The 14557-nt window shown below is 30.2% G+C and carries 10 protein-coding genes and 1 riboswitch; all 10 genes read right to left on the reverse strand.

Annotation, left to right across the window (positions count from 1 at the left end):
- Positions 1 to 47: 47 nt before the first annotated feature.
- The gene (locus J3477_RS12515; RefSeq protein ID WP_206870285.1) at positions 48 to 1802 is read right to left on the reverse strand and encodes a helicase-related protein; all 1755 of its coding nucleotides are present in this window, start codon (positions 1800 to 1802) and stop codon (positions 48 to 50) included.
- Between the two features lie 403 nt (positions 1803 to 2205).
- Entirely contained in the window at positions 2206 to 3609 is a 1404-nt protein-coding gene (locus J3477_RS12520) for an NAD(P)/FAD-dependent oxidoreductase (protein WP_206870286.1), read from the reverse strand.
- A gap of 25 nt (positions 3610 to 3634) precedes the next feature.
- A riboswitch (purine riboswitch) is annotated at positions 3635 to 3738 on the reverse strand.
- Positions 3739 to 3848: 110 nt separating this feature from the next.
- Positions 3849 to 5807, reverse strand: coding sequence for an endonuclease MutS2 (locus J3477_RS12525; protein WP_206870287.1), 1959 nt, complete (start codon positions 5805 to 5807; stop codon positions 3849 to 3851).
- Positions 5808 to 6844: 1037 nt separating this feature from the next.
- The gene (locus J3477_RS12530; RefSeq protein WP_206870288.1) at positions 6845 to 6988 is read right to left on the reverse strand and encodes a hypothetical protein; all 144 of its coding nucleotides are present in this window, start codon (positions 6986 to 6988) and stop codon (positions 6845 to 6847) included.
- A gap of 79 nt (positions 6989 to 7067) precedes the next feature.
- The gene (locus J3477_RS12535; RefSeq protein WP_206870289.1) at positions 7068 to 8345 is read right to left on the reverse strand and encodes a helix-turn-helix domain-containing protein; all 1278 of its coding nucleotides are present in this window, start codon (positions 8343 to 8345) and stop codon (positions 7068 to 7070) included.
- A gap of 285 nt (positions 8346 to 8630) precedes the next feature.
- On the reverse strand, positions 8631 to 9239 hold the full coding sequence (plsY, locus tag J3477_RS12540; protein WP_206870290.1) for a glycerol-3-phosphate 1-O-acyltransferase PlsY: 609 nt from the start codon (positions 9237 to 9239) through the stop codon (positions 8631 to 8633).
- 483 nt (positions 9240 to 9722) lie between these two features.
- Complete coding sequence (locus J3477_RS12545) at positions 9723 to 11561, reverse strand: extracellular solute-binding protein (protein WP_206870291.1); 1839 nt, start codon at positions 11559 to 11561, stop codon at positions 9723 to 9725.
- Positions 11562 to 11563: 2 nt separating this feature from the next.
- Positions 11564 to 12364: an ABC transporter permease gene (locus J3477_RS12550; RefSeq protein ID WP_206870740.1), complete on the reverse strand. Its 801-nt coding sequence runs from the start codon at positions 12362 to 12364 to the stop codon at positions 11564 to 11566.
- Positions 12365 to 12445: 81 nt separating this feature from the next.
- Entirely contained in the window at positions 12446 to 13531 is a 1086-nt protein-coding gene (locus tag J3477_RS12555) for an ABC transporter ATP-binding protein (protein WP_206870292.1), read from the reverse strand.
- Positions 13532 to 13902: 371 nt separating this feature from the next.
- Entirely contained in the window at positions 13903 to 14475 is a 573-nt protein-coding gene (locus J3477_RS12560) for a DUF3867 domain-containing protein (RefSeq protein WP_206870293.1), read from the reverse strand.
- Between the last annotated feature and the right edge of the window lie 82 nt (positions 14476 to 14557).

Raw genomic sequence — 14557 nt, forward strand, 5'->3', positions numbered from 1 at the left:
CCTTTACAAAAATAGCCTAATGATTGTGCTAAATCATTAGGCTGTTTCTATAAGTTTAATAGTATCTTATTAATTTCTTCACTTACATTTTTTCTTTCTTCATACACCCATTCTTCATCAAATTCAAGCTTAAAATTTCTTGAGAAGGAGTAGTACAAATTAATTTTTTGATAATAATTCTCCAATTCCTTCAAGTCATAAAACTTAAGACCTGGCTTTGTAAGTGTATTACTTTTAGCCACAAAATGCTCATCCACATAATTTATAAAAGCTTTCATTATATCCTCATTTGATATATCTATCGGAATTCTCATAAGCTTCCATTGCTTTTCTTCTGGTATCTTATAGCTTTTTACAGCATCAAGGATAACTAAATATTCACTAACATCCATTTTTCTATAATAATGTAGTTTTTCCTTTTTTGTACTCCACAAAGCTAATTTTTCCCTTAAAGATAAGCTTTTTATTTTTAGTATTTCTTCGCTTGGTCCTAGAACTGCTTCTTCTATTACTTGATCTTCTACTAAAAGGTTTTCTTCTATAAAATTCTGGTTATTTCCACTGCAAGCAACGAAGCCTTCATCGTAAATTCCTTTTCTTCCTGCTCTACCGCCTATTTGCTTTACTTCCTGACTTTTTAGGAATCTAATTTCATTTCCATCAAACTTCTTTATATCCATGAATACTATTCTTTTTATTGGAAGATTAACCCCCATCCCTATAGCATCAGTAGATATCAAGATTTTACTACTTCCGCTTATAAAACTTTCATATTGCTTTCTTCTTACTTCAGGTGGGAGATCCCCATATATTAAGCTGGCCCTCATCCCCAGAGAAGAGTAATGCATTCCAAGCTCTAATACTCTCTTCTTCGAAAATACAACTAGTGCATCACCTGGATTAATGTCTTTTAATGTGAAAGCTTTCTCATCTACTATCAACGGAATCTGTCTTTTATATTCAATTATCTCATATTCATCTTCACAATCTTCTAGTATTTCAAGCAAAAGTTCTTTTGAATTTTTTGCACCGCAGACATGTATTTCCTTACATCTAAGCCCTAGCAATGCTCGAGTCCAGGCAGCCCCTCTCTGATCATCATCTATCATTTGAATCTCGTCTATTATAGCTATCTCATATTGTTCATTTATATCAAGCTTCTCTATTGTGCAAGAAATATGTTTCGCATCTTCATGTATTATTTCTTCTTCTCCAGTTATAAGATTGCACTTTATGCCTTCATTGTTAAGTCTTTCATAATTTTCTAATGCTAATATTCTTAAAGGAGACAAGTATATTCCTTTTTCACATTGCTTTAATCTTTGCATTGAATTATAGGTTTTTCCAGTATTAGTGTCTCCAAGATGTAAAAATATTTTTCTTTTTATAGCTCTTGCTCTCCTATATTCATCCTTAGGATTTCTAGGAAATACTTCATCAAACTCCTGTGATATTATCTTAGGTATATGTTCAGCAATAAGTACGCTTATAATCCCTGAGCTAACATAGCTTTCAAAATTATTTCTTACAATTGAATAAAAATCAAAAGATGAATTATTCTTTTTATTATAATCCTCAAGAAGTCTCTCAGAAATATAATTTAAAACATCAACATATCCATCATAAACTTTATCATAATCCCTAAGCTCCTCTCTTCTAAACTGGCTTAGCTCCTTAAGCTTTTTTCTAACTGAAGCTTCATGTTCCCATAATGCATTAGTTTTAGTATGTCTTACTATTTCATCAATTTGTTGAATTTGATTCTTTATCTTTCTAAAATTTCTCTCATCTGCTCTCTTCATCTAATTTACCCCTATGCTTACGGTGTAACCCGCATTTTCCCTATAAATTGTTATATTGTTATATTCTAATATTCTCACAAATACTTAATTGCTAATTTACTAATTTGATCAAATATTTGTTGCACAAGTCTCATACTCATTATATAAATACTTAGCTACTGCTTTAATACTATTTTATCAAGTTTTCCCATTAGAAATCAACTTCCTGAATTTATAAACCAATATGCTTTACACTGTCTTATTTCAATCTTTAAAACATAACTTAACCTATGATCTACAATCAATAATATTATTAAGCCCAAATAATAAATTCACAACAGTTCTAATTTCCCACAAATTTAAACTTTCAATACTCTTAAATATAAGTTTAGGCTGAGAAAAAAATTCTCAGCCTTAATTTAAACTATTCTTCACATAGGTATCTTCCCATTAGTATTCCCATCACTGAGGCCATCATAAGTCCTCTTGTCCAGCCGCTGGAGTCTCCTAAACAGTGAAGATTTTTTATATTTGTTTCAAATCTTTCATCTAAATTAATCTTGTTGCTGTAAAACTTTATTTCAGGTCCATATAATAAAGTTTCACTACTTGCAAAACCAGGAACTACAACATTCATAGCTTGTATAAAATTAAGTATGTTGGTCATAGTTCTATAAGGGATAGCTGAAGTTAAATCTCCTGCTACCGCATCTGGCAATGTATATCTAACATTTGATCTATCTAGTTCATAGTCCCAAGTTCTTTTTCCGTCTAATATGTCACCATATCTTTGAACTAAAATCTTTCCATTACCAAGCATGTTTACAAGTTGAGCTACTTTTTTACCATATTCTATAGGTTGATTAAATGGTTTTGAAAAATTATGAGAACTTAGTATAGCTAAGTTTGTATTATTTGATTTCTTTTCTTTAAATGAATGACCATTAACTATCGCTATATTATCATCATAATTCTCTTGAGCAACAAAGCCTCCTGGATTTTGACAGAAGGTTCTAACCTTATTTTTGAAGGGTGCCGGATAACCTATGAGTTTTGATTCATAAAGCACTTCATTAACTTTTTCCATTACTTCATTTCTTAATTCCACACGAACTCCTATATCAACAGTTCCTGCATAATGGTTTATGTCATGCTTAACACACATATCATTAAGCCAGTCAGCACCCTTTCTTCCAGTGCCAACGATAATTTTATCTCCAAATACATCTTCATCTTTTGATTTTGTCATAGCGTCTGTGATTTTTATTCCTTTAGCTTCCCCATCTTCTATTATTAAATCTGTCACTAAAGTGTCAAACCTTATTTCTATTCCTGCTTCTATTAAATAGTTTTCTATTCTATAATAAAGTTCATGAGCTTTTTCAGTTCCAAGGTGCCTAATAGGACAATCAACTAGCTTTAACCCTGCTTCTATAGCTTTTCTTCTTATTTCTTTTACTTCTTCCTCATGACCAAGTCCTTCAATTTTTGGATCAGCTCCAAATTCTAAATATATATTATCAGTATAATCTATAAATTGTTGTGCTACATTTGCTCCTATAAGGTCTGGAAGATCTCCACCCACTTCGTAGCTTAGAGATAACTTTCCATCTGAAAAGGCTCCAGCTCCAGAAAATCCTGTAGTTATATGACAATAAGGCTTACAATTTACACAGTATTTTGTTTTTTCTTTTGGACAATGTCTCTTATCTACACTTTTTCCCTTTTCAACAATTAAGATTTTCTTATCTTTGTTTTGTCTTACTAGTTCTAATGCTGTAAATACTCCTGATGGACCTGCACCTACAATAATGATATCATATTTCATAATAACCATCCTCCTCAAAATAACTGATGACTGTATTTTTACTTATAGCCAAGAGCTTTTTACGGTAGCTCGGTAGATACATCTAGCCCATATTACTAGATTTATATAAGTGAACATTGTTAAATTTATAGACAATAATATTCTTCCCAATACGAAAGTTTACAACAAATTCTTAAGAAATACAACAGTTTTATTTAGAAGTAAATGTTAATTTTTTATTACTTTTACATTTTACTTAATTACTCTTCTTCAAGTACTAATCCATCTTTTTTCCCTTTATTTAAAAGTTTATTTACTTTTCTGTATTTCTTGCTTTTAAACACTATATCAAAGTCGTAATCTTCCGGATAAAGCTCACCTTTACTAATATATTTAGAAAGCCTTTTTTGGTTAATCTTTATTTTCTTTTTCATTACCATAACGCCATATTCGCCTTTTGAATTTTCTTCTTCGCATATTATGCCTGTTCTATTCATGAAGCCAATAAATACTGAATCGCCTATTTCAAACAGAGGTTTTTGACTTTGTTTTTGTCTCTCTATCTTTCCATTAATCTTGTTAGAAGATTTTATATTTGAAACTTGCTGATAATGCTTTTCCTTCTCCTCTTCTCTCTCATCTTTTTCTAAAGCCTTTTGATCAAAAATTATATCACCATAATCTTTATTTTCCTTATAAGTTACCTTATGAGCTCTTTCTATTATTTTCTTATCCATTCCTAGTCTAAGCGCTATTAAAAATGCATTACTTTCACCAGGTTTTCCTATATTAAGTTTGTACTTTGGTTTAAGAGTATTTATATCAAATTCCATCGAACCATTTATAAAACCTTCATGATCTTTAGCAAAATCCTTTATTTCATTATAGTGAGTAGTAGCACAGATAATTGAGCCTTTCTCATAAAGTTTTTCTAAGACAGCTACAGCTATTCCCATACCTTCTCCCGGATCTGTTCCTGATCCAACTTCATCTAATATTACCAAGGTATATTTATCTGCCATCTCTAGAATACTTATAATATTTTTTATATGAGAAGAAAAAGTACTTAGATTTTGTTCGATGCTTTGCCCATCACCAATATCGGCTAGTATATCCCCTAACATTGTAAATTCACTATTTTTACCTGCTGAAACATGCAGTCCTGACTGAGCCATGATACTCAACAATCCAACTGTCTTTAATGCTACTGTTTTTCCACCTGTATTGGGACCTGTAATTACAAGCCCTTTATACTGTTCACCTATAATAAAATCTAAAGGAACAGCATTATTTCCTAGCAAAGGATGCCTTCCTGCGTTTATCTTTATTATATTCTTAGCATTAAAGGTAGCCTCATTTCCATCAATAGACTTACTATATCTTCCTTTCGCCAACAGAAAATCATAATAACTCATGCCCTCGATGTTTATATTAAGCTCTCGCTCATAGGATGCAACCATAGCAGTAAGCTCTGATAGAATTCTATATATCTCTTTTTCTTCTTCAAACTTTTCCCCCTCAAGCTCATCTTGGTATTTCTTTACTTCAGCTGGTTCAATAAATACTGTAGATCCACTTTGAGATTTGTCATGAACACTACCATCAAAATTTCTTTTATGCTCGCTTTTAATAGGAATAACATACCTTCCATTTCTTTGACTTACTAAGGAGTCTTGTATATAACTTTTATATTTGTCGTTTCTCAAAATATTATCTAACTTAGATTTGATTCTCTCTTCTAAAATAAATATCTTTTTTCTGATTTTTTGAAGCTTATTACTTGCTCTATCATCTACCATACTCCTAGAAATTGATTTATCAATTTCCTGCTCTACTTCCTCCATTTCATATAGAGACAAACCATAGGAACTTACCGATGGCGCCACTTGTTCTTTTGTTTTCATAAAGTTCTTAAGCCTTCTTACATCTTTTAATAAACTACCTATAGACTCAAGCTCTTCTGCAGAAAGTATCATACCCTTTTTCAGTTTTTCTTGAATAATAGTTATTCCTTTTAAACTATGAATTGGAATACTTGAACTTATATTTACTATTGCTCTTGCCTCTGTTGTTTCTCTCATATGCCTTTTAACAATATTTATATCCATATATGGCTCTAATTTGTCTATCTTCTCCTTAGCTAAATCTGACAACGCAAACTCTTTTAGTATTTCCTTTATTTTATTAAACTCTAATATTTCGACTGCTTTATTATTCAACTTTTATTCCTCCAATATTTTTAAAGTTTTGTTTTCTTCGTTTATCCTTGATTGATTTACCTACAATGCTCATATTTCATTCCTCCCAGGATTTTTTTAATCTTTAACTTAGACTGTGTTTAAGGAGTTCCTATGTCGAAACTTAATTTATACTTGTTTGAAAATCTCGGCTTCTGGGGATTTTCGGGCATGTATAAATTAATAGTTGAGTTAGGAACTCTATAAAACTCTCTATCACTTAAACATAGTCTCATTGAAAATTTTTATATAAAATCGCTAATGCGACTTTAAGCATAAAAAACTTCTAAAACCATTAAAATGTCTAGGTTTAGCCACCTTGCTAATTCTATAATCTCCTAAACAAAAAAAGCTGTAAGTGAAAAACTTCTTCACTTACAGCTCTGCATTTCATTTTAGAGAATAGCGTTCCTTTTCTATAATTTATATCTATTTCATCTCAACATATAATCCACATAATAGATTTTAGTCATTAAGACATATATAAATTAAATTCACACAAGGATTACTATAGTACCTCATTAGGTATACATATATCTGAGAGCTTATTAACATAAACTTATTTATATTTATGATTATTTAGCCCAATAAAAAAACCGCTGAAGCGACTTTCTTCAGTGTTTTTTTAACGCATCTGCCTTTCCGAATGCATATGAGGAAAATCTGGCAGGCGACATATTCTTCTTTTTTTATTCTTTAACTTATATTATGACTTAAGTCTGTTCGCATAATTACCCACAGATATAATTGAGATATAAATTCCTAAAGAATAAAAAAAGCTGTGTACAAACACAGCTACATATACCTTATAAAAGAATGCTGCTTATGATGTTTCACTAAGTTATGTCTAAAAGTGCATCACAAATAAGCCTCAAATCAGGCTCCTTTTGCAAAATTTAGACCATATTCAATTTACTTAGTTTGAAACCTCAGCATTCATAAACATTCTCCTTGTTACTTTAAGATAATCTAATTATAGCATTTCCAAAATAAAAATTTCAATACCTTTAACCTTACTTTTAAAGTCCAGCTTCTGGGTCTGCAATCATATTTATTGTTGTTTGTCCTAAATTGCCGTTGTGATTTATAGTTTTTATTGTTGGAACCATAAATACTCCTAGTAATACAGCTACTAAAACTAATCTTGCAAATTTCTTTTTCATTATTAACCACCTCATAAATATATTTTTATTAAAATTGTGTTTAATATTATTGTTGAAATTTAAACACAACCAAATATTCTTATTCATCTAGTAATATAGGCTTCAATTTATGTAATAAACTAAGACTTTCTTCAATATTCCCTTCTTTTGTGCTTATTTCTATAAGCTTATATATTGCATAACTTCTGCCCTTATCAATATTATCTTTATCCAAAGTGTCTAAGAGCATCTGCGCTGCTTCTTTTACTTTTTCTAAATCGCCTATAAGTTCATATACTTTTATTAAATGCTTATATACTTCAACCAGAACAGTAAATTGTTTATATTCCTCAGCAAAATTTATAGCTAATTCAAATATCATAATACCTTCATTATAAAGTCCTTGCTTTAAGAATATCTTTCCTTTTGTATCCAAAATAATAGAAATAAACTCTCTATTTCTTAATTTTTGCGCTCTATCAATGTATTTTAAGCTTTCTTCAAATTCTTCATTCTTGTAATGGTATTCAGCAATATTGTTGTAAATCATTGACCTCGTATCTATATCATCTTCTTTTAAACTTTCAATTATTTTTAGATATTCCTGAAGAACTTCTTCTTTTTTACCAATTCTTAAATAAGTATTAGCCTTTAATATTCTAGCCTTTAATAACTCTTCGCTTTCTGCACTTATATTCTTTGCTAGTATATTTCTTTCTATTACTTCTAGACACTTTTCATATTCTTTTATTTTTGAATATCCTAAAGCTAAATTGTAACTAGCCTTTATAAAATACACATCATCATTTTGTTCTTTAGCATACCATAAGGCTTGGCTAAAATAAAAAACTGCTTCTTCATCCTCATTTCTTCTAATTTTACATACACCCATAGCATTATAAATATATGGCTGCAATGAATTTCGATTAAGTTCCTTACATCTTCCTAATGAACTACTGAAGTTAGTAAAGGCATTCATATAATCTGCTTCTACAAAATATCTCTCTCCATTAATCTTATATGCATTAATTAACATATCACTTAACTGATACTTTTTTGCCACAGCTGTAATTTCTTTAAGTACTTCGTGTGTGATTTCCTTTTTTGAAAGTTCATTTTCGCAGAAAAATCTTGCATCTTCTTCAGGAAGCCTATAAAAATACTCATCATCTAGATTTATATTAATGGACATTTCTTTAGCTATCGAGTTAAATTTCCTTGCTAATATCTCAGAACTCTTCCTGCTTATTTTCCTTTTTCCGCTTTCCATCATGCTGATAAAGGCTCTTGTCATATTAACATCTTCTAAAAGTGATTGATTGATTCCAAACTGCTTTCTCATGAGCCTTATCTTTTCGTTAGGATTATAGAAATCCACCTAAACCGCCCCCGTTTTATATAAAAATTAACATTAGTTTATAAATATATATTTAATTATATTCCTATTTTTACAAAAAATCACTATATTTTTATATTTCAGTTAATTATTTTATTATTTTGCTGTCATTAATCTTATTTTCCACTCAATTCAGTATATCTCTCCTCTTTTACACTTAAACAAATCATTTATAAGTTTTGCCTTATTATAATTTCATAAAAAAAGCTATATTAAACTTTTTAGTTTAATATAGCTTAAATTCGCGCTATTTTTAAGATTATACTATTATTTTTCTTCACCTTTTATTATTCTCTTTATATTAGCTTTATGTCTAAATATCAAAAGAGCTGCAGCAAATACAGTACAAAGCACTACAGGATTTGGATATCTAAATAGTATTGCAGCCGCAATTAGTGCAATAGCAAGAATCATAGATCTAATAGATACTATTGATGTAGCCAACTTTAATATAAAGAAAACTACTGCCGCAACAATTAACGCTTTAGGAGCTAAAAACAAAAAAACCCCTGCTGTTGTGTTAACACCTTTTCCACCTTTAAATTTCAGAAATATAGGGTAGTTATGTCCTACTATAGCGCTAATACCTATAATTGCAAGTAATATATTTTTATCAAAATTAATACTTATAATTCCTTTATTTATTAAGTAGCTTGTTATTGCTACTGGAAGTAATCCCTTTAATATATCAACAACTTGAGTTGCTAGTGATATATAAGTTCCACCTATTCTTCTTACGTTAGTAGAACCAATATTGCCACTTCCAACCGTTCTTATATCTATTCCTTTAATTTTTTTAATCAAAATGTATCCTGTAGGTATAGATCCTGCCAAATATGCTATTAAACTTAAAACCAAAGATATTAAAATGTCCATCAATTCATTTCCTTTCATTTGTTGTTACATTCAGATATTTGCAATTTAATATATCAACTCACATTTTATATCTATAATTAAAGCTTTATTGTCTTAGTTATGGAGTTGTTATATGTATCAGATAATTATACCCTTTATATTTTGATAAATTGACCATTAAATTTATCTACCTTTACTATAATAAATGAAAAATGCTTTTAAGAAAACAATTTTCAATATTTTTTTAGAATTTTTTATGATTATTTTATATAAACCAAATTAATCCAACAAATTTTCCTTTGTAAAAAATATCCCATTAAAATATCTATATTTAGTGACCACAAGAATTTCACACTTTCCTTTACAGTAAAAATAGAGCGAACTAGTTTACTTCGCTCTATTCTACATTTCTATATATAGGTGAACCTCTTGATACTTATAATTTATGTGTTAATATTTAGGCCATGTTTAAACACGGTACTTTAACAGCACAAATATTTAAAATTATTGTTTTACTTCAGACCAAATCTTATCAAACTCAGTTACGTGATCTCCAATATCTTTTAAATATTCTCCCTTTTTAACCTCATCATCAGGAGGATAAACCGCTTCATCCTTCATTATCTTATCGCCTATATATGGATAAGCTGATGTATTAGGATTTCCATAAGGGAAATATTGAGATATTTCTGCACTTATCTCAGGCTCCATAATGAAATTAATAAACTGTTCTGCAGCTTTTACGTTTTTAGCTCCTTGTGGAATAACAAAATTATCTTGTTGTAAGAAGAGTCCTTCCTTAGGAATCACATATTTAACATTAGGATTATCTCTTCTAGCCAGGCTCGCTTCTGCTCCCCAAGCAAATATTACTTTTGATTCACCATTAATCAAGCTTGTTTTAGGACTATCACTATCATAGGATTTAATATTAGGTTGAAGTTTTTTCAGTTCTTCTTTTGCCTTTTTTAATGCTTCAGGACTTGTCTCATTTAATGAATACCCTAATCTCTTTAAAGTCATTCCAATAATAGCTCTTTCATCATCTAAAACCGTAAGTGAATTTTTAAATTCCGGCTTCCAAAGATCTGCATAACTAGTTATAGTTCCATCCGGAACTTTTGAACCATCATAGGCTATTATACCTGCAAGCCACATATAAGGCACACTATACTTATTTCCTTCATCAAAGGGTAAGTTTAAAAATTGGCTACCTATATTCTTTAAATTAGGCAAAGCTTCTGTATTCATAGGTTGAATTAAATTTTGCTTTTTTAGTATCTCAACCATAAAATCGCTGGCAACAGCTATATCATACTGTCCCCCACCAGCCATAAGCTTTGCTAACATCTCTTCATTTGAAGAAAAAGTACTATAGTTCACTTTAATATTATAAGTCTGCTCAAACTTATCAATTACTGACTGCGGTAAATATTCTGACCAATTGAAAACATTAAGAACCTGTTGTGGTTCTTCATTAGCCTTAGCATATGCCCATACCCCATAACTAGAACTTCCAACTAACACAAATATAGCAGTAAGTATACCACCTACTCTTTTCATGCTTAAATTAACATTTCTCATAACTACTGAAAGTACAATTATTATAACAGTAAAAAGCAATATTATCGTAGATAATGCGTTTATTTCAGGAGTAACTCCAAATTTAACCATAGAGAATATCTTTAAAGGTAAGGTTACACTTCCTGGACCAGCTACGAAAAAGCTTATTATTACATCATCTAAAGATAATGTAAATGCAAGTAACCCTCCTGCTATAACGCCTGGCATAATTATCGGTAAAGTAACATAAAAGAAAGTTTTAAATGCACTAGCACCTAAATCCATAGCTGCTTCCTCTACTGCCTTATCAAAACCATCTAATCTTGTTCTTACTACAGCCACAACATAAGCTACACTAAAAGTCACATGTGCAATTATAAGAGATAATCTTCCTAAATCCATCTTCACTATAGAAAAGAAAGCTAGGAGAGAAATCCCCATGACTATTTCAGGTATAACAAGTGGTATATATAGAATAGTATCAAGAATTTTTTTCCCTCTAAACTCATATCTATATAAACCAACTGAAGCAAGTGTACCAATTACAACAGAAATTATAGTACTAACAATTGCTATTATAAAGGAATTCTTAACTGCCTCTAATATACCTGCATTATGGATTAAACTTTGATACCATTTAAAAGTAAATCCCGTCCAAACTACATTTAATTTCGATGAATTGAAGGAAAATGCTATGAGTACCATTATCGGTACATACAAAAACATATACATTAAAAAGGCATAGGATATTTTTAATATGTTTCCTTTTTTCTTTTTCATTATTAAAGCACCTCCCTTTTATCGACCTTACCACCAAGTTTTGTATATAAACTTATGAGAGCAATCATTATTATTATCAACACCACTGAAATTGCTGCCCCAAAAGGCCAGTCTCTAGCAGTTAAAAATTGATTTTTTATAAGGTTACTCATAAGAACAACTTTGCTACCTCCCATTAAATCCGTCACAAAAAACAAGCCAAGGGTAGGGACAAAAACTAGCAACGAACCAGAAAGAATGCCCCCTTTTGTTAAAGGAAGTGTAATCTTTAAAAATTTATCTACTGGTCCAGCTCCTAAATCATCAGCTGCTTCTAGAATTCTCATATCAAGCTTTTCTATAGAAGAATATAATGGTAGAACCATAAATGGGAACATCATGTAAAGCATACCTATCATTACGGCAGTATTATTATACATTAGATGAAGTGGCACTTTTATTATTCCTATATTTAATAACAAGGTATTTATAATTCCTTCTGTACGCAATAATATAATCATCGCATAGGTTCTAACCAAGGAGTTTGTCCAAAAAGGCAGTATTATTAAAAGCAACAATATTGGTTTTATCGCTTTATTTGCTCTTGCAATTATAAATGCAAAAGGATACCCAAATATTAAACAAATTACTGTTGTTCCAATTGCAATAAGTAGAGATTTAAAAAATATTGTTATATACAAAGTATTTATAAGTCTCGTATAGTTATCAGCAGTGAATGAATACACTACATCTCCTACTTCACCTCTAATACAAAAGCTTACAATAACTATAAGTGCTAATGGAATTAAGAAAAACCCTAACATCCATAAAGCTATCGGAGCTGTAGTTATAAGCTTTGCTAAGAGATTATCTTTAAAAATTTTCCTTTTCAATATACTCACCTCTTATGCTTTTATAACTACAGTGTTCTGAGGATTCCAAGTTACGAATACATCCTTATCGAAATCCTTGAACTTGAAGTCATGTCCAATTGGTTCATTCACTACTATTTCTTTTCCATTTTTCAATAACATTACTGTTTTCACACTTGAACCTATGTAAATTCTCTCTTTAAATTTGCATTGAAGCCATACATCATTTTCTTCTGGATTTTCCTTTATCGTTATCCTTTCAGGTCTAATTGAAACAGTAAATTTCTCACCTATTTCATAATTCTTATTTGGAATCCTTATAATGTCTTGCTCTTGTTCAAGGTTAAGCAGCACTTCAGCTTCCTTAATTTTTATAGCTTCCCCATCTAAAAGATTAGTTTCGCCTAAAAAATCGGCTACAAATCTTGTTTTAGGATTCTCATAAAGTTCCTCTGGAGTACCTATTTGTTCTATAATACCTTTATTCATAACCACAATTCTATCAGACATAGTTAAAGCCTCTTCTTGATCATGCGTTACAAAAACAAAAGTTATTCCAAGCTGCTTCTGAAGATGCTTGAGTTCCAATTGCATCTGCTTTCTAAGCTTTAAATCTAACGCGCCTAAAGGTTCATCCAAGAGTAAAACCTTAGGATTATTTACTATTGCTCTAGCAATAGCAACACGCTGCATCTGCCCCCCACTTAACTGCGAAGGCATTCTATTCTCAAAGCCTTCTAGTTGAACCATGGCCAGCATTTCAGCTACTTTACTCTTAATATCACTTTTTGAAACTTTCTTCATTTTTAACCCAAAGGCTATGTTATCAAAAATATTCATATGTGGAAACAACGCATAGTTTTGAAACACTGTATTTACGCATCTTTCATGCGGCGATTTATCTGTCATATTATCACCATCTATTACAATATCTCCAGCACTTGGCGTTTCAAAACCAGCAATCATTCTTAGTGTAGTAGTTTTACCACAACCACTAGGACCAAGTAAAGTTAAAAACTCACCCTTCCTAATATCAAGGTTCAAATCATTTATAACATTTTCACCTCTATCAAAGCTTTTACTTACATTAGACAATTGAAGAAAAACATCCTCTGTCACACCTTAACAACTCCTTTTTTATTAATTTTTAAATTTAGAAAAAAGAAAACCCCCTTATTGGCTTCACTGCCAAAAAAGAAGTTTTATTTATTAATAGATAAATAAGTTAATTTCTAACCTATTCATCCTTAGTTATAATTATTCATAATTGGATATTATTATAACTGAAAAAAATATAGCATATTATCTTCTAAATATCAACACTAAAATACTGATTTACACTATATTTTTTCACGAAAAATATATTTTCGTAATCCACTCTAAAAAATCACACTTACAAAGTCATTTTGTAATATATTGTTATAAATTTGCATATATCTCGCATAATTTTTCACAATATAAAGAATATTTTATCATGTTCTTTGCAATAATTAATATTCATACTCTCCCACATTTTCACAAATTGATATCTTTAAATTTTTATCATCTTGAAGCTTCTTGTATGAACACAAAAATTCATTTAGCTCTACATCTTGAAGATCAATCTTCTTATTACTTTTTAATATGACGCTATCGCCTTCCAATATTAGCTCTAACTCATTTACTTTATTACTAACTTTGTAAGTAAGTACACTCTTAGGAACTGTTTTACCTTTATATTTCTCAGTAAAACTAATAGTTTTTCTCATAGCTTCATAATTTTGACCAGCTCCCAAGTTTCCAACAGAATTAGGATTAATTCCTAACATTTTAGCTTGGTTTTCTATAAAACTAGGATCAAATCCATATCTCTCCATAAGTTTTTTTTGCATATTAAAGAACTTTTCTTGTGAAATATTATTCTCTTCCATATACTTCATTATTTTTGTAGTAAAATCAGCCATAGATAGTGTACCTTGAGCTACCGAGTAATACAAACCGTAGATATAGTCTTCAAACTTATCTACGTCTTTATCCTTAGCTTTATTTTTGAGTTCATTAAAATCTACTATTTTATCATCCATTTAACTTTTTACTCCTTCCTATTATTTAAAATTTTTATACGGCTGCACCACTTCTTATTAAAAATGGACTTATGTTCGGACT

Source organism: Clostridium zeae, assembly GCF_017312485.1.
GTDB lineage: Bacteria > Bacillota > Clostridia > Clostridiales > Clostridiaceae > Clostridium_AR > Clostridium_AR zeae.

Bases quoted from the DNA above. Each gene is read 5' to 3' on its own strand.
- J3477_RS12515 (WP_206870285.1), bottom strand. From the start codon at position 1,802: ATGAAGAGAGCAGATGAGAGAAATTTTAGAAAGATAAAGAATCAAATT.
- J3477_RS12520 (WP_206870286.1), bottom strand. From the start codon at position 3,609: ATGAAATATGATATCATTATTGTAGGTGCAGGTCCATCAGGAGTATTT.
- J3477_RS12530 (WP_206870288.1), bottom strand. From the start codon at position 6,988: ATGAAAAAGAAATTTGCAAGATTAGTTTTAGTAGCTGTATTACTAGGA.
- plsY (WP_206870290.1), bottom strand. From the start codon at position 9,239: ATGGACATTTTAATATCTTTGGTTTTAAGTTTAATAGCATATTTGGCA.
- J3477_RS12545 (WP_206870291.1), bottom strand. From the start codon at position 11,561: ATGAAAAAGAAAAAAGGAAACATATTAAAAATATCCTATGCCTTTTTA.
- J3477_RS12550 (WP_206870740.1), bottom strand. From the start codon at position 12,364: ATGTTAGGGTTTTTCTTAATTCCATTAGCACTTATAGTTATTGTAAGC.
- J3477_RS12560 (WP_206870293.1), bottom strand. From the start codon at position 14,475: ATGGATGATAAAATAGTAGATTTTAATGAACTCAAAAATAAAGCTAAG.